The following is a 16,435-nucleotide window of genomic DNA, read 5'->3' as shown; positions in this document are numbered from 1 at the left end:
CATTGTATGCAAGTACTTACTTACATCATGGGCAAGAAAAAACTAGGGTGTTAACGCCCTAGCGAAAAGTTCGACGCTCCGCTCGATAAACGCGTCGAGCGTCACGTCCGAATTCGACGATTCTACCAACTTGCTGCTGTAGGCCCCCAAATTCATCCACATGAACGACATCGCAGTAATTTCCGGGTCATTCGGGGCGATTATCCCTTGTTCAAGCAGCGCCGAGAAATAATTCATCAGCAGCTTCTTCAGTTGGACCGGATGCTGCGACGCTTGATCACGCACCTCCTCCGGCAGCCGGCTGCCGCCTTTATGCGCGATATCGAGCAACTTCCGGTTCCGGTTCATGATCGCATGATACGTTCGCCCGACCAAGAGCAGATCCCTCCGCACGTCTCCCGACATCCGCTCGAACAGCTTCGTCATTTCGCCGGCGTAATGGTACCGTTCGAACGCGGCGAGGAGCAGCGCCTGTTTGCTGCCGAAATGCCGGAACAGCGTTACTTCGCTGACGCCGGCCGCCGCGGCGATCTCCTTCGTCGTCGTCCCGTCGTAGCCTTGTTCCGCGATCAGGTCGATTGCCGCCTTTAGTATTTTGTCTCCGGTGCTCGCGGTTTGGTTCACGAATCGTTCCTGCCTCTCAATTGTGTAAGTACTTACTTACATCCAATTATTCACAACTCGAGTCGCGCTGTCAACCCGCACAACCGCCCATATTTCCTGCCAACCGATGCGAAAACAAAAATAGCCGCAGTTTCGCGACTATTTTGGCTTGGATACGCTTATGTCGTACTAAACGATTGCTTCCTCGAGCGGTCCTTGCTCCTCCAAGGCCATTGCGACCATCGCCCGCCATTCCTCCGCCGACGCGTCCCGCGCGATCATCCATGCGCTGCCGCTGCCGTACGCGCCAGTCGCATATAGTCCGCCCTCCGGACGCTCCGCGATGGCATCCGGCACGAAGTTCGGTTCCCGCCAGCCGAGCAGGTCGGCATACAGCGAGCGGCCGGTTCCATGGGATTAGCGCTATCGCTATTGTTGCGATCGGAATGGTTTTGATTTGTTCTCCACCGCGGCATAACGCCTTTCCCTCCTCCACTTCGTGCATTGTTATTCGTGGAGTATTATGTCCAATAGCTCCAAAATTAACTAAACGCGGCGTCGTTCGCACGGATTGGGGCAAACAAAAAGATCCGCTAAAAAGCGGATCTCCAAATATACGCATTTAAAGACGGCGTATCTCATACTCGAAAGGTTCGTCACTCGCGTAGATGTCATGGAAGAACCCCATATACGGGATATCGTCTTCCAAGCACTTTATCAAATAAGATAACGCCTCGTCGCACGCCGGCTCTTCGCCGTTGCGCCACATGCACTCGAACGTATCCACGATATTTTCCATGAGCGTAACGTTGATGAATAAAGGCAGTTTATCCAACGTGGACTGCTCGACCTCGGTCTCGGACCTGTATCCCGCGATGGCGGTGTTGAAATAATCGTCCATGAAACTTCTGCGCTTGACCGCGTCCGGTTCGGACGCAACCCAGCCCAGTCCGCTTCTCCACAGATCTGCCAGGTCATACAGGTACCAGCCGAAACAGGAATTATCGAAATCATACAGCGTGATTCGGCCGGAATCGTAGTCGACATGATAATTGCCGTCGTTGAAATCGAAATGGATCATCCCGTAAGCGTCATGGCCGCTGTCCAAACCCGCTAAGGCGGCTATCAGTTCTGTCAGTTTCGCCTTGAGTCGCGCTAAGGAGTTCGGTATCAGGTCATCGAGATAGGCAGCGTTGTATATGCCCAAGAAATGACGCCGGCGATGGACGGGCGTATAGCCTTTCGACAGCCGGTGCAGGTTCCCCAGTACTTTCCCGCAGTTATAATAATATTCGGTTATCGGCACGCCTTCCCGATACCGATAGCGATTGTCCGCCAGCTTTATTCCTTTGGCCCGTTCGAACAGGCAGATCCGATAGACGCGTTCGTGATGCGCGATCTCTTCCAGCAGATTGCCGTTCTTGGAGCGGATCACATTCGGGACAGGACCGCCATGTTCATGTAAATACCGGATATATTCGACCTCGCCTAGCGCTTCTTCCCGGGTTCTGTCCGGTAAGAAGGCGATTCGGAGCATCTTCGCCTCGGTACCCGCTTTCTCGCAGGTATACACGACATTCCGCCCGCCGCGATGCGCTTGTACCGGCCTCATGTCATAGCCTTCCAGTTCATACAGCTCGGATACGATGGGAAGCAAATTTGCTTCCGCGATTTCAACTACCTCTTGATTCGTGATTAGATCTCCTCCTTGAATCACTCGCAACTGAACGCTGAAACCCCGCTCGCACAGGTGAACCGCCTCTTCAACGGCACCCATAATTTAACATACTCAATCGTGCACTCACCATGGAAAAATTAACTATAACGAAACGTTCCGTCACGCCGGTATGAAATCACATCCACCGACAAAAAAGAAAAAGCCGCATCTTCACTGCGACTTTTAGGCATGTATATGGTTGTCACGAAACCCAGTTACTTGCATAGATCATTAAGCTGGAATTCACTGCTGCACGATGTAAGTATCCAGGTAGGCGTTCCGGAATTTCCCTTCTGGATCATATCGCTCCAGCAGCTGCCGGAAATCCGCCAGACGCTCATAGCGGGCTTGCACCCGCTCGGGCTCCATCGTGAACAGCTTCGCCCAATGCGGACGCGCGCCGAACGGCGCCAGCTCCCGTTCGATCAGCGGCAGCGCCTCGCGCACGCCCTCCCAATCCGGCTTCCACGTAAAGTGCAGGCCAACGCTGTCCTGCTTGTAGCACGGGCTCATCCAGAATTCGTCCGCGGCGATCGTGCGCACTTCGGAGATGAAGAGCAGCGGCGCGATTCGCTCGCGGATCCCGTCCAGCGCGCGCAGCGCCTCGAGCGCATGCTGCCTCGGCACGAAATATTCACTCTGCAGCTCATGACCGGCGCTCGGCGTAAAGTCCATGCGGAAGTGCGGCAAGCGCTCGTACCATGGCCCCGGCGTGCCCAACTGCTCGCTGCAGTTGACGGCGGACTGGCCGGGGACCGGATGACGCTTGACCGGAGCCGGCTGCGCGCCGAAGAATTCGGTCGATTCCGCCCACGCCGCTTCTACTCCTTCGCCCGCGACTTTCCGCTTCACCCAGACTTGATTAAACGCGGGGCTCGTCCAATCCGTGAACAGACTTACGCTGTAGGCCGCCGAGAATAGGTCGTCGATCCGTCCATCCAGTGCCGACAGCGGCAGCTCGTCATAAACGGTCTGGCTAATCTGAAACGCGGGCACCACGTCCAGCGTCAGCATCGTTACGATCCCGAGTCCGCCGATCCCGACGACCGCCCCTTCGAAATCGCGATCCTTCCCGCGCTCAAGTACCGCTATCTCGCCGTCCGCCTTCACCAACTCGATAGCGCGAACGGCTACCGCCAGTCCCCCGTTCCGGTCGCCCGATCCATGGGTAGCCGTCGCGACGGCGCCTGCCACGCTAATGTGCGGGAGCGACGCCAAATTATGCAGCGCATAGCCTTGTTCGTCCAGGTAGCGGCACAGATCCCCGTATCGAATGCCGCCTTCGACGGTAACCGTCCGCTGCGCCCGGTCGAGCTCGATGACCCGGTTGAGCTTGCGGAGCGAAATCTGGCTGCCGCCGGTGTCGGCGATTCCGTTGAAGGAGTGGCGCGAGCCGAGCGCGCGAATGCGGCTGCAACGAACGGCCATGTCGCGGACCTCTTCCAGACTTTCGGGTTCAAGCAGCTCCGCCGAGCCGTAGCGGTAGTTCCCGGCCCAATTGTACTTGTCTTCCATCAGCATTGCACTCCTTAGGCTTATTGGATGAAGCTATCATTTCGGCATATATGAATATATTAACTAATTACTGATCTTATTAACAAGACATTAATCGCGTAATGAATAGCGGCGTCCAAAAAAGAGCGCGATCTTCTCGAGGTTCTTCTCGAGTCGATTGCGCTCTTTAGACGAAACGGGAGCCGAGGCCGCGATCGTTTGCGTTCATCCTTTCACGGAACCGATCAATACGCCTTTTTCGAAATACTTCTGAATAAACGGGTAGACGATGAGAATCGGCAGCGTCGATACGATGATAACGCCGTATTTGATCTGATCCGCATAACGCTGCGCGTACCCGCCGGAAGCGCCGCCGGAACCCGCTCCGCTCGAGAAAACCTGGTTCGAGAGCAGAATGTCCCTCAGCACGATTTGCAGCGGCTGCAGCTTATTATCCCGCACGTACACCAGCGCCGTGAAGAAGTCGTTCCAATGCGCGACCAAATAATACAAGCCGACGACGGAGATGACCGCCTTCGACAACGGCAGCACCACGCTCCAGAAGAATCGGAAGTGGCTGCACCCGTCCATGGATGCCGCCTCGTACAGCTCCTTCGGGATCGAGTTGTCGAAGAACGTGCGCGTGATGATGAGGTTGAACACGTTGACGCAGAACGGGAAGATGAACACCCACATCGTGTTCGTCATCCCGAGTCCTTTGATCAGCAGATACGTCGGAATTAAGCCGCCGTTGAAGAACATCGTGATGACGAAGGCGAACATAATGAATCTTCTCGCCCTGAACTCGGGACGCGACAGCGCATACGCGGCCGGCAGCGTGAACAGCAGGTTCACGAAGGTGCCCAGGAACGTATAGAGGATCGTATTACCATATCCCGTCCAGATCCGGGAATCGTTCAGAATTTCCTTGTAGCCGAACATGCTGAACCCTTTCGGGAACAGCGTCACCTTCCCCGTCGCGACCAAGGTGGAATCGCTGACCGAAGCGATAATGACGAAATAGAGCGGATAAGCCACGATTAAGAATGCGAACAAACATAAAATGACGATGACGGCGTCGAACAAGATATCATTCGTCGGCCGGCGCTTCGCGCGGATTGCGTCCATTTCTTGCACCTCCCGGGACCGCTACCATAAGCTCGTATTGGATACTCTCTTCGAGATCGCGTTCGTCGCGAAGAGGAAGATAAAGTTGATGACCGTGTTGAACAGCCCGATCGCGGACGAGTAGCTGATCTGATTCGAGATGATCCCGATTTTGTACACATAGGTGGCAATGACCTCGGATACCGGTAAGTTCAACGTATTTTGCATGAGGAAAATTTTCTCGAAGCCGGTACCGAGCACGTTGCCCATCGTCAATATGAACAAGATGATGATGGTGGGCACGAGCGCGGGCAGATCGATATGCTTGATCGTTTGCCAACGGCTCGCCCCGTCGATCTTGGAAGAATCGTACAGCTGCGGGTCGACGCTGGACAAGGCGGCGAGATAGATAATGCTGTTCCAGCCGCAGTGCTGCCAAATATCGGAGATGACATAGACGGGCACGAACGTGCTCACGTCGGCCAGCAGATTGATATCTCCGAAACCCATCGACGCCATGAGATAGCCGACGATGCCCGTGTTTGGCGACAGGAGCACGTTGAGCAGGCCGACCATGACGACGATGGAGATGAAATGCGGCAGGTAGACCGTCGTCTGCAGCACCTTCTTCGCCCGCTTCCAGCGCAGCTGATTCAGAATGAGCGCCAGAATAATCGGAGCGGGGAAACCGATCAGGATGGTGGCCAAGCTGATCGTGACCGTGTTTTTCATGATGTCGACGAACAGATAGCTGTCGATAAATTGCTTGAAGTAGTACAAGCCGCGCCATTCCCCGCCGGTCAGCCCGTTGGCGAAATCGTAATCGCGGAATGCCAGCTGAATCCCGTACATGGGCACGTAGTTGAACAACGCGATGACGATGATGGCCGGCAGTACCATCACCCACAGCTGATAGTCTCGCCTGAACGCGTTGAATACCGTCTGCTTGGGCGCGAGCCTCGGCTCGGGCGCATTGGGCGCGAGCCCTAGCTCGGGAGGCTTGCCGGTTCCCTGAGCGGTACGGATGGACATTCGATCACTCCCTTATGAAGGAGGGATGCCCTCTCCGCGGCGAAGCGGATTCAAGCCTCCCTCATCCCTCGTCTTGTTCGCTTATTTCTTGGCTTTATAGTCTTCGTAGTACTTCTGCATGATCTCGAGATTTTGCGGGAGTCCGGTCTTGGTCGCGTTCTTCACATAGCCGTCCCACTCTTTGTCGATGCCGCCTTTCGTCACCCATTGCGAGAATTTGGCCATGGCCAGGTTCATTAGATTCGTATTGTTCAAGCTCATCATGCTGTTATCCGCGGCGCTGTACTTGATGAACATGCTCGGGAGCACGTCGTTCTCTTTGTCAATGGCATCGATCGTTGGCATGAGGGGCTCGGTCTGCTTGCCGACCGACTGCATATCCGTGCCGAGCGTCAACTTCAGGCTGTCCGCGATATACATCGGCCCGTTATCCGCCCAGGTAGTGGTCCATTTCCACGTGCCTGGATCCATGGCGGCGTCCGTCGGCGGCTGTACGGCGTAGCTGCCGTCTCCGTTGTCTTTGATATTCGTCCCCAGCGACCCGAACAACACCTGCATGCTGACCTTCGGATCATACAGTTCGTTGATGAAGCGCATCGCGGCTGCCTTGTCCTTCGTCTTGGCGGACATCGTAACCATGTTTACGCCATAATTGAGCGTATCGTAGTCATAGTCCCATGACACTTGAGCGGTCGAGTTCGCGGACGACGCAAGCGGCGCCATCGACGCATACTGAGGCGCGAGCGTATTGCCGAACCGGTCCGTCACCTCCCACCCCCACGTGAAGCCGACCTTCGCCTTGTCGCCTGTGCCTCGGGCCACCGATTGGAACTTCGTATAATCCTGCGTGAATACTTCCTTGCTGATCAACCCGGCCGCGAAGCATTTGTTCAAGAAGGCGACCAAATTCTTATAGCGCTCGTCGACGAAGAAGTTCTTCACTTGGCCGTCCTCGAGGAAGTAGCCTTGCCCGCTTCCGTTCGTGAGCGTGATGCCTTCGCTGCCGAGCAGCACCGTCGGATGGAAGAAGCCGAAGCCTCCCGTGCCGACCGGGGCGAAATCCATCGGGATTTCGTCGTTCGCGTCGCCGTCGCCGTTCGCGTCTTTCTCCTTGAAGGCGAGCAGCACGTCGTACAGTTCATCCCAATTCGTCGGCATGGCGAGACCGAGATCGTCGAGCCACTTCTGATTAATGAACTGTCTGGAAGCCGTGGCCGGCCAGAAACGCTGATACTTCGGCAAGCCGTAGATTTTGCCGTCCGTCTGGGAGGAGATCACCTTGGTCTCCGGCTTGTCGTTGAACATCGCCTGCACGTTCGGACCATCGCTTGCGACCAACTCGCTCATATCCTGGAACAGACCCGGGAATTGCGCGAAATCCGCGTCCGTGATCGCGTTCGGACCGATGATCAGATCCGGCACGTCGCCGCCGGCGAGCAGCGCGCCCTTCTTCTGATCCCAATCCGCGCTAATTTCCTGCCACTGGATATCGACGCCCGCACGCTCCTCCGCCTGCTGCAGCCATTCCATCTTCGCCAGCTCCTGCGTCAGCGGATGTTTCGTAATGAGGCCGGTTAATTTGACGACTTTGCCGGTCGATGAATTGCCGTTCGTCGGCGCGTTCGTGCTCGCGCCGCCTTCGGGCGCATTCGCGTTGTTGCCGCTGCAGCCGGACAAGGCGGCTGCGGAGAGACTGGCGGCTAGAGCCAATGACAATACTTTTTTCATGGCGTTAATCCCCTTTTTCTCGAATATGGCGTTCGGTTACGGTTGACCCCCTCATAATAGCAAGCGCTTTCAAGAGCCGGCAATTCGGAAAATGATTGGATTTGAGGGAATATGATTGGATGAAAAAGGGGTGCGACCTCCAAGAACCTTTCGATCTCCCCCGCCCCTTCCCCCCTCGGCCGAAATGTCGTCAGGAAGCATTCCAAAGAAAAACCGCGTTCTGCATTGGCGGTTAGGCAGTCAGCGAGAATGCTGTTTGACGTTGCGGAACGTCTACCTGCAAAAGTAAATACTTGATTCTCGTTGTCATATGAAAATACCGCAAAGTATAATTATACTGAGCTGTTATACGATAACGGCTGCATGAAAGAGATGAAATAGACGCAGGAGGCTGGATTCGCGTGCGCAAAACGATGATCTCCCTATTAATGGTCGCGAACTTATTCCTTTGCGCCGCGTCCGTCGGCTCGGCGGAATCGGCGAAATACCCGATTTATGTGGATGGCGCGCGAATCGCGTCGGCAGGCTACAACCACGAGGGTTCCATTCTCGTGCCCTTCAGAAGCCTGCTGTCAACTTTCGGGTTCGCGGTCCAATACGACGCGCAAAAGAAAACGATCAACGCCACAACCGACGGCAGGACCATTCGTATGACTAACGGCAGTAAACAGGCCTACGTGAACGGTAAAGCGATGACAATGCCGGTGGCGCCGATCGCGCTGCAAGGCACGACTTACATACCGCTGCGTTTCGTAAGCGAAACAATGGACTATCGGGTCGACTTTGAAGCAACCGCTCAGACGATCCGGATCGAACGTCCTTCGAGGTCGGCCCATGTGCCGAATGACGAAACGCCAACCGAACGTATAGCGACTTTATCTTCCGCCTCGGTGGTGACTGTAATTGCCGGCGACAGAGAAGGGAACGGCATCGTCGTCGGAGAACGATTGGTTCTCACTACGCATTCGCTCGTCGAGAGCCGGTTATCCGGCAAGATCGTGCTCGCTGACGGAAGCGAGCGCGTCATCGAAGGCGTCGCGGCGTTCGCGCCCGCCTCGAACCTCGTCCTCTTGCGCGTAAGCGAGGGAACGGCGCTCCCGAACGACCTGCAAATCGGCGATCCCTCGACGATGCGAATCGGTGCATCGGTTGTCGCGATCAGCCGTACCGGCGATTATTATGCAGAGAAAGGCATTGTCGACAGCTTATCATCCCGGAAGGATATCGACTATATCGGTTATCAGATCACGACGAAACCTGTAGAGGGGGGCGCATTGTTTAACGCGAACGGCCAGCTGGTCGGCATTATCGCTCCCGCCAAGGAACTGGGCATAACGAGTCCATATACGGCCATCTCCATCGCCGAAGCCGCCGAGCTGCTCGAGTCCGTTGCTGGCAAAGCTCCCGAAGCGATCTCGATGTCGCCGTTAGACTCGATCGCGGCCAAAAAGCAAACGGCACAAGGCGAGATGATGACCAATCAAGAAGCCGCAGCGTTTACCTTATGGTTTTTGGAACGTGGTGTGAGATCAATCCCGATTTCTTTATCGAACGCTTTCAGTGGGCTGGCTATTGGCCGGTGGACCGCCGAACATCAAGATAACGGTGGAATCTTGATTCGATGCCAAATGCCGCCTAACGCGTACTTGAATTATGTAACGAACTTTTCGCAAATTAAGCCTCACGTTGAACGTTGGGCCAAACAATACCTGGGCCAGAATCATATGAATAATTTCCCGAATCACGATCTATCGTTCGTTATTGAGTTGAACGAGGAGATTCCGAAATTACCGGATACGCTCTCGCCTGAGGTAACCGCGACCGGACTAGAGCCCGGGAAACCGGCACCGCCTCACAGTCTGATCGAGGTCACATTCACGAACGGGATTGAAATTAGCGTACGGCCTTAATCGCAATATAACAAAGGCGCTGGCGTCAACAGTGATTTTCCCCATGATGCCAGCGCCTTTGTTACGTTTCGAGCTTGATCCTCCTGTTTTCCCCTTTTCATCCTCCTCACGGATAAGTCCCTTGAAACGCGGCGTCGATCTCGTCAGCCACATCGGCGAACGCCTGCTTCACGTTCTTCTTCCCAAGAAATACCTGGTCAAGCGCGGGAATGAGGATGGCATTGATGCGCTCGATGTTCTTCAAATAATAGTCGTACGAGTTGACGCCGTTCGCAAGCGTCTGCCGCATGACGGCATCCTCGTACCCGTCCGGATGGCCGGGCTTCTCGTCCGCCCATCGCGTAATGAGCTCGGGCTTCGTGTAGTAGTCTTTCAAGATCGGCATCCACAGTCCGCTCGCATGCATGTCGATCGCATGCTCGGCATCGATGAGCCACTTGAAGAACAGCCATGCTTCGAGCGGATGCTCCGTCGTCGCGGACATGACGATCGGCTCGCCGAACTGAACGGTCGTGCTCTTCTTGAGCTTGGGCAGTACGCCGACGCCGTAGTTGACGTTCGCGGCGCCGAGGTCCAGCTGAATCCACTGGCCGTCCAGATCCATCGCGATCTTCTTGCTTTGCAGGGCGAGCATCGGCTGGGGCAAATTCTTCTCCTGCAGCGGAGACGGCGCCACATGATGCACATAAATCAGGTCCGCCAGCTTTTGCACCGCTTCGATCACCGCCGGGTCCTGCAGGTTCATTCGGCTTCCGTCTGCTGAGATGATGCTCGTCTCGTTGGACGACACGAACAAATGCCACATCCACGTATTGAAGCGGACGCCGAATTGCTCGATGTGATGCGGATCGAACAACGGGTCGAGCGCGTTTCGTCCGTTGCGGTCGATCGTCAGTTTCTTCGCCGTCTGCACGAATTCGTCCCAGTCCCAAGCCTCCTCGGCCTTGACGGGCGGCGGCGACAGCCCGGCTTCCTCGAACAGGTCGGCATTGTAATAGAGCGCGAATGCTTCCTCCGTCACCTTCACGCCGGCCACCTTCCCTTGATCCCACGACATAATCGCGTTCGGAATCAACGAACTTTCGTTAATATCGGGATCGGTGGCGAGAAATTCATTCAAGTTGTACAGCTTGCCCTGCTCCGCCCATTGAAGCGCCGTATGTTTGTACAGCATGAACACGTCCGGCGCTCGGTTGCTGGCGTACATCGTCGTCAGCTTCGTCACGTAATCGCCCGGCGCATACATGTACTCCACCGTAATCCACGGATACTTGTCCATGAACTTGCGAATCATCGATTCCTGCGCCTTGCGCTCGTTCGCCGAGCCCCAAGAGGCATAGGTTAATGTCACCGGTTCCTGACTACCCCCTTTGATCGCATAGCCGATCTCCGCCGCGGGCAAACTCTCGGCCGGACGGCAGCCGGCCGCCGTCAACGCGGCAAGTCCGAGTACAAGAAGCAAGGCCAATCGCTTCCTCATGGTCTGGTCGCCTCCTCTAGCCTCTCCTTATGAGACGCGTGTCGCTGCATTCGGGTCGGGCTGCCGTCCAAGCCGAATGACAATTGTCGTCCCCTCCTCCCGGCTAGACTGAATCTCGAGGCCATATTGGGGTCCGTACAGCAGCTTAATCCGCTTCTCGACGTTCGCCATGCCGGTCGAGCGGATCTCGCCGGATTTGAGTTTATCGATTCGTTCTTTCGTAATGCCGCAGCCGTTGTCTTCGACGGAGAAACGGAGACCGTCCGGCTCATTCCGCCCTTTGATCACGATGACGCCGCCGGATTCCGTCTCCGCCAGGCCGTGAATGATCGCGTTCTCGACGAAGGGCTGCAGGAACAGCTTCGGTACCTCGATGGCCAGCAGCGCTTCATCGACTTCGATGCGCGTCTCGATCATATTCTCGAAGCGGCTCGACATGATGTAGATGTACTTGTTCAGCCAGTCCAGATCGGTCGCTAGCGGCCAAGTCTCGTTCTTGTCGCGCGTCGAAGTCTGCAGCATCTCGGCCAGATTCAGCATAATCCGGCTCATCTCCTGCTGATTGTTCTCCACGGCTATCCAATACAGCGTCGTTAACGTGTTGTACAGAAAATGCGGGTTCAGCTGCAGATTCAGCGCCATTAGCTCGGATTCTTTCTCCCGCAGCCTGGAGGCGTAATTCTCTTCGATCAACGCGTGAATTTGTCCGTTCATCTGGTTGAACATGCGGATTAGCTCGCCGAGCTCGTCGCGGCCATGTTCGGGAATTCGGACGCGGAAATTGCCGAGTTCCATCATTTTGATCGCTTTCTTGATGCGGATGATCGGCTTCGTAATGTAGATCGATAGCAAATACGCTAGCAGCACGGAGACGAGCAGCATCGCGGCCAGGAACAGGATCGAATACGAACGCAGCTTATCCAAATCCGCAAGCGCGTCCGCCACCGGAATTTCGATATAAGACATCCAGCCGGTACTCTCCATCTGATGGAAGGCAATGAGCCGTTCTCGGCCGTCGACGACGTGTTGGAAGCTGCCTTGCCTCATCTCGAACGCTTCCGCAAGCCAAGCGGGAGCCTGACGGGTGCCTGTCAGCTTCGCATCCGAGGCGATGACGACCGAGCCGTGCACATCCACGACCCCGTATGTCAAATGCCGCAGCTTGCTCTTATGCACATAGTCGGCGAACAGCTTCTCCACGTAATCCGTTCGGAAGCTCAGCATCAGGACCGGTCTCTGCTGATTCGCCGGCAGCGAATGGAAGACGCCCTGCTCGTCGATATACGTCAAATTCAGCTCCTTCACGCCGGACATCAACTTCTCGTATTCGTAGGGAAAACCCGACATCTCGCGTTCGCCGAACGTATCCGCGAACGAATAGGTCGGCATCCAGACGAGATCGCCTTGATTCATGAGCGACGCGCGGAATAAGTCCGATTGGAAGAAACCTTCCGGAGGCACGTACATCCGCGCGGCATTGCCATACGTATATTCGGGCGTCAGGATGAACGAGGAATAGATATCCGCGTCGCCGCCGAAATATTGGAACAGGATCGAAGTAATGCGGCGATCCGCCTTCAACTGGGATTCGTTGTCGTGCTTATCGACGTTCGCGATGACTTCGTACAGCTCGTTATCGATCGGCAGTACCTCGCTCTTGGATTGAATATCGCGCAGCTTCTCGTCGAGCAGCTGATTGTTGTTCAGCACGATGTTGCCCAGACTTTCCTGCATGTTCCGCAGCATGTTGCCCGCGCTGATCCGGTAATAGGCGAAGCCGAGAATCAAAATGATGAACGTAACCAGCAGGCAATAGGATACGATGAGTTTAAGACGGAATTTCGCATTCGCTGCGAGATCGGACAGTTTATGGAGTATGCGCATGATGAGCCTCGGCGGTTATGACGTGAACGTCCGGCGGAATTCGTCCGGCGAGTGGAGGAACGTTTTTTTGAACACTTTATTGAAATACTTGCCATCTTTATAACCGACCGCCTTCGCGATGTCGGCGACCTTCTGATCGGACTGCAGCAATAAGCTTCGCGCGCGCTGCATGCGCGACTTTACGAGGAAATCCGTGAAAGAGACGCCAAAATGGTTCTTGAACAAAATGCTGAAATACGAGGCATTGTAATAAAATCGCTGCGCCACCGCATCAAGACCGATGTCCTCGTGCAGATGCTCTTCCATATACTCCTTGCACTTGTTCATGATCCATTCGCTCCGGGCGCCTTTGTCCCTCTTCATCTGAAGCACGAGATCCGACAGCAGGCGAACCGCGACGGCCTTCGTCTCGCGCACCGTGGGAGAGGCTACGATCTCTTGGTCGATCCTCTCCGACAACAGCCGGTAATCCGCATCGTCAATCACCAGCTCCACGCGCTTCAGACAGGTCAGCAGCTGTTGAATGACGGCGCACTTGTAACGAAAAGGGGGCAGATAACCAGCCGCCAGCCGTTCCATCATGCCCGTTAGCGTTAACGACGCCAGCTCGGCGCTCCCGTCTGTAACCGCTTCCTCCAGCGCTTGCGAATCTTTGGCCGCGACTGCCGCCGCGGCCGCCTTCGATAGCTGCGCCTCCAGCGCCTCGTTCGTCAACCATGTGCCTTCGGGATAATAGTACAAATAATGCGCCGCCTGCTGCGCCTGCACCCAGCAATCTCGTATGTCCGTTCCCAAGCAGGATCCTGAACGCGCCACTCCGGCTCCGATGACGCGGTTATACAGCTGACCAAGCTGAGTAAGCGCGGCGCGGAGCTTCTCCTGCCCTTCCCCCTCGGCACCGGCGGACTTCCATTCGGCGATGACGACCATGCGGTCTTTCTCGTGCTCCGGCGATAAGACGATAATATCGGCTAATCCCCCCAACGTCTGCGATATCGCCCGCTTCAGCATCTGTCTCCACTCTTGATCGGCGGTCGACGAAGATGAAGATCCGGTCTCCACGATCATCACCGCTCCCGGACCCGTCGCCTTGAACGCCGCTTGAACCTCCTGCAATTCCGCCGGCTGCAGCTCCTCGGTCATCCACCTGTACAGCAGCTGCTCCATATAGACCGTCTTCGACTGCGCCAGCTGCCGGGACAGGCTGTCCGCCGCCGTCTGTTCCATGATTTCCTGCCGAATCTGATGCTCCAGCTGCGCTAGCACGGGTTCGAGATGATCGGGACTGACGGGCTTGACCAAATAATCCTTCGCGCCCAGCCGAACGGCTTGCCGGGCATAACCGAACTCGTGGTATACGCTTACAAAAACGACTTTGGGCAACTTGGTGCCGTCTTGATGAAGATGCTCCAGAAACTCGATTCCGTTGACGAGCGGCATCTGAATATCGGTAAAGACAATATCGAGCGGCTTGCGATGGGCAAGTTCCAGCGCTTCCTTGCCGTTCTTCGCTTCATGGACGCGATATTCCGGACGCAGCGACCTGACCATGGCGGCCAGCCCGCGGCGCTGCTTCGGCTCGTCATCCACGATCAAGATTTCAATCGAATCGGTATGCACGCGCATGCCCCCTAGTTTATGGATCGACATCTACCCTCTCTCTGTATTGTAAAAGGATCGGCTTGCGCATGGAATGCAGGAACTGGGGATTTTCATTAGAAATAGGGAAGATCATTGGAATCTTCGACTTAACGCTGCCGATAGTCAACCGAAAGAGGCGTCCCGTCGTCGCCTGTACGACAAACGGGACGCCTCTCCTCTTCCTGCGCGCTACAAATAACTAGTTGCCGGCCTTCAATCGATACATTCTGGCTTCGTAGGGGCGAAGCGTATGCTGCGGCAGCTCATCGTAATAATTGGCGATCAATAACTCCTTCTCGCCGGACAGCGAATCCGGGAGCGTGAACGGCACCTGCTCGCCATAGAAATTGCATAGGACGATAATCTTCTCGCCATCCAGCGAGCGGGTATAAGCAAAGAGGCTCGGGTCCTCCGGGAATAACAGCTCATAGTCGCCGTAGATAATGACCTCGTGCGCTTTGCGCAGCTGGATCAGTTTCCGATAATGATGGAAAATCGAGTTGGGATCGAGAAGAGCCGACTCGGCGTTGATGGTCGCGTAGTTCGGATTGACGCGAATCCACGGCGTGCCCGTCGTAAATCCCGCATCCGTCGCCCTGTCCCACTGCATCGGCGTGCGGGCGTTGTCGCGGCCTTTGGCATAGATCGAGGCCATAATCTCGTCCTGCGGGTAGCCTTGGTCCGTCCGCTCCTTATGCAGATTGAGCAATTCGATATCCCGGTAGTCCTCGATCGGATATTGCGCATTGGTCATCCCGATCTCCTCGCCTTGATACACATACGGGGTGCCCTGCATGCCATGCAGCAAGGTGGCCAGCATCTTGGCGGATTGTACCCGGTATTCGCCGTCATTGCCCCAACGGGAGACGATGCGCGGCAAATCGTGATTGTTCCAGAACAGGCTGTTCCAAGCCTCGCCCTTCAGCTCCGTCTGCCATTTGGACAGCACGGCCTTCAGCTTCATGAAGTCCAGCGGCGCCAAATCCCACTTGCTCTTGCCCGGCTGCTCGTCCAGGCCGATATGCTCGAACTGAAATACCATCGAGAATTCGGAGCCGTCCGGATTGCTGAACAGCTTCGCGATCTCCGGCGTGGCGCCCCACGTCTCGCCGACGGTAAGCAGGTCCGCCCGTTGAAAGGTTAGCCGGCTAAGCTCCCGGATATAGTCGTGCAGCTTCGGGCCGTTCCCGGTAATAAGCCGATCCGGCTCCTTGGCGATCAGATCGATGACGTCCAGACGGAAGCCGCCGACGCCGCGGTCGATCCACCAATTGATCATGCGGTAGATCTCTTCCCGGACTTTCGGATTCGCCCAGTTGAGATCCGGCTGCTTCACGGAGAACAGATGCAAGTAATATTGGCCAAGCTCCGGCACGTACTCCCAAGCCGATCCGCCGAAGATGCTGCCCAGCTCGTTCGGCGGCGTGCCCGGAACGCCGTCGCGCCATACATAATAATCGTAATACGGATTGTCCTTCCCCTTCTTCGCTTCGACGAACCACGGATGTTCGTCCGAAGTATGATTCAGGACCAGATCCATAATAATTTTGATATTGTGCTTGGCCGCCTCTCGAACCAGCGCGTCCATATCGTCCAGCGAACCGAACATCGGATCGATATCCTGATAATCCGAGATATCGTAGCCGTTGTCATCCTGCGGGGATTTGCACACCGGGGACAGCCAGATCGCGCCGATCCCGAGCTTCTCCAGATAATCGAGCCGGTTCAGTATGCCGGTCAGATCGCCGATGCCGTCGCCGTTGCTGTCTTGGAAACTGCGCGGGTAAATTTGGTACACGACCGTTTCTTTCCACCACTTCTTGTTCTCCATCATCCAAA

General features: G+C 55.8%; 12 protein-coding genes. 1 reads left to right on the top strand and 11 read right to left on the bottom strand.

Annotated features, from left to right (window positions below; genetic code table 11):
• Positions 1-42: 42 nt before the first annotated feature.
• The 7 genes from BCM02_RS02040 to BCM02_RS02015 form a co-directional block, all read right to left on the bottom strand.
• Positions 43-624: a TetR/AcrR family transcriptional regulator gene (locus tag BCM02_RS02040; RefSeq protein WP_148927378.1), complete on the bottom strand. Its 582-nt coding sequence runs from the start codon at positions 622-624 to the stop codon at positions 43-45.
• Positions 625-792: 168 nt separating this feature from the next.
• Positions 793-960: a hypothetical protein gene (locus BCM02_RS35110; RefSeq protein ID WP_187433967.1), complete on the bottom strand. Its 168-nt coding sequence runs from the start codon at positions 958-960 to the stop codon at positions 793-795.
• A 265-nt stretch (positions 961-1,225) separates the two neighbouring features.
• Positions 1,226-2,380 (bottom strand): phosphotransferase enzyme family protein, encoded by a 1,155-nt coding sequence (locus BCM02_RS02035; protein ID WP_187433966.1) that lies wholly within the window; start codon positions 2,378-2,380, stop codon positions 1,226-1,228.
• A gap of 183 nt (positions 2,381-2,563) precedes the next feature.
• The gene (locus tag BCM02_RS02030) at positions 2,564-3,835 is read right to left on the bottom strand and encodes an FAD-binding protein (RefSeq protein WP_148927377.1); all 1,272 of its coding nucleotides are present in this window, start codon (positions 3,833-3,835) and stop codon (positions 2,564-2,566) included.
• Between the two features lie 204 nt (positions 3,836-4,039).
• Positions 4,040-4,942 (bottom strand): carbohydrate ABC transporter permease, encoded by a 903-nt coding sequence (locus tag BCM02_RS02025; RefSeq protein WP_148927376.1) that lies wholly within the window; start codon positions 4,940-4,942, stop codon positions 4,040-4,042.
• A 21-nt stretch (positions 4,943-4,963) separates the two neighbouring features.
• On the bottom strand, positions 4,964-5,821 hold the full coding sequence (locus BCM02_RS02020; protein WP_246183208.1) for an ABC transporter permease: 858 nt from the start codon (positions 5,819-5,821) through the stop codon (positions 4,964-4,966).
• Positions 5,822-6,034: 213 nt separating this feature from the next.
• Positions 6,035-7,681: a type 2 periplasmic-binding domain-containing protein gene (locus BCM02_RS02015; protein ID WP_148927374.1), complete on the bottom strand. Its 1,647-nt coding sequence runs from the start codon at positions 7,679-7,681 to the stop codon at positions 6,035-6,037.
• Positions 7,682-8,082: 401 nt separating this feature from the next.
• Here BCM02_RS02015 and BCM02_RS02010 point away from each other — a divergent pair, with 401 nt between their 5' ends.
• The gene (locus BCM02_RS02010; RefSeq protein ID WP_148927373.1) at positions 8,083-9,591 is read left to right on the top strand and encodes a stalk domain-containing protein; all 1,509 of its coding nucleotides are present in this window, start codon (positions 8,083-8,085) and stop codon (positions 9,589-9,591) included.
• Between the two features lie 106 nt (positions 9,592-9,697).
• Here the strand turns inward: BCM02_RS02010 and BCM02_RS02005 are convergent, their stop codons facing one another.
• The 4 genes from BCM02_RS02005 to BCM02_RS01990 all read right to left on the bottom strand — a co-directional run bounded on the left by BCM02_RS02005 (position 9,698) and on the right by BCM02_RS01990 (position 16,427).
• Complete coding sequence (locus BCM02_RS02005; protein WP_148927372.1) at positions 9,698-11,071, bottom strand: ABC transporter substrate-binding protein; 1,374 nt, start codon at positions 11,069-11,071, stop codon at positions 9,698-9,700.
• Between the two features lie 27 nt (positions 11,072-11,098).
• Positions 11,099-12,955 carry a sensor histidine kinase gene (locus tag BCM02_RS02000; RefSeq protein WP_148927371.1) on the bottom strand — a complete coding sequence of 619 codons (1,857 nt, stop codon included), beginning with the start codon at positions 12,953-12,955 and terminating at the stop codon, positions 11,099-11,101.
• A 15-nt stretch (positions 12,956-12,970) separates the two neighbouring features.
• Positions 12,971-14,575, bottom strand: a complete 1,605-nt coding sequence (locus tag BCM02_RS01995; RefSeq protein WP_187433965.1) for a response regulator transcription factor — start codon at positions 14,573-14,575, stop codon at positions 12,971-12,973.
• A gap of 220 nt (positions 14,576-14,795) precedes the next feature.
• Positions 14,796-16,427, bottom strand: a complete 1,632-nt coding sequence (locus tag BCM02_RS01990; RefSeq protein WP_148927931.1) for a glycoside hydrolase family 13 protein — start codon at positions 16,425-16,427, stop codon at positions 14,796-14,798.
• Positions 16,428-16,435 lie beyond the last annotated feature (8 nt).

The organism is Paenibacillus methanolicus (assembly GCF_008124765.1).
GTDB lineage: Bacteria > Bacillota > Bacilli > Paenibacillales > Paenibacillaceae > Paenibacillus_Z > Paenibacillus_Z methanolicus.
The sequence above is the reverse complement of the archived record's forward strand: the minus strand, read 5'-3'. Positions and strand labels throughout refer to the sequence as shown.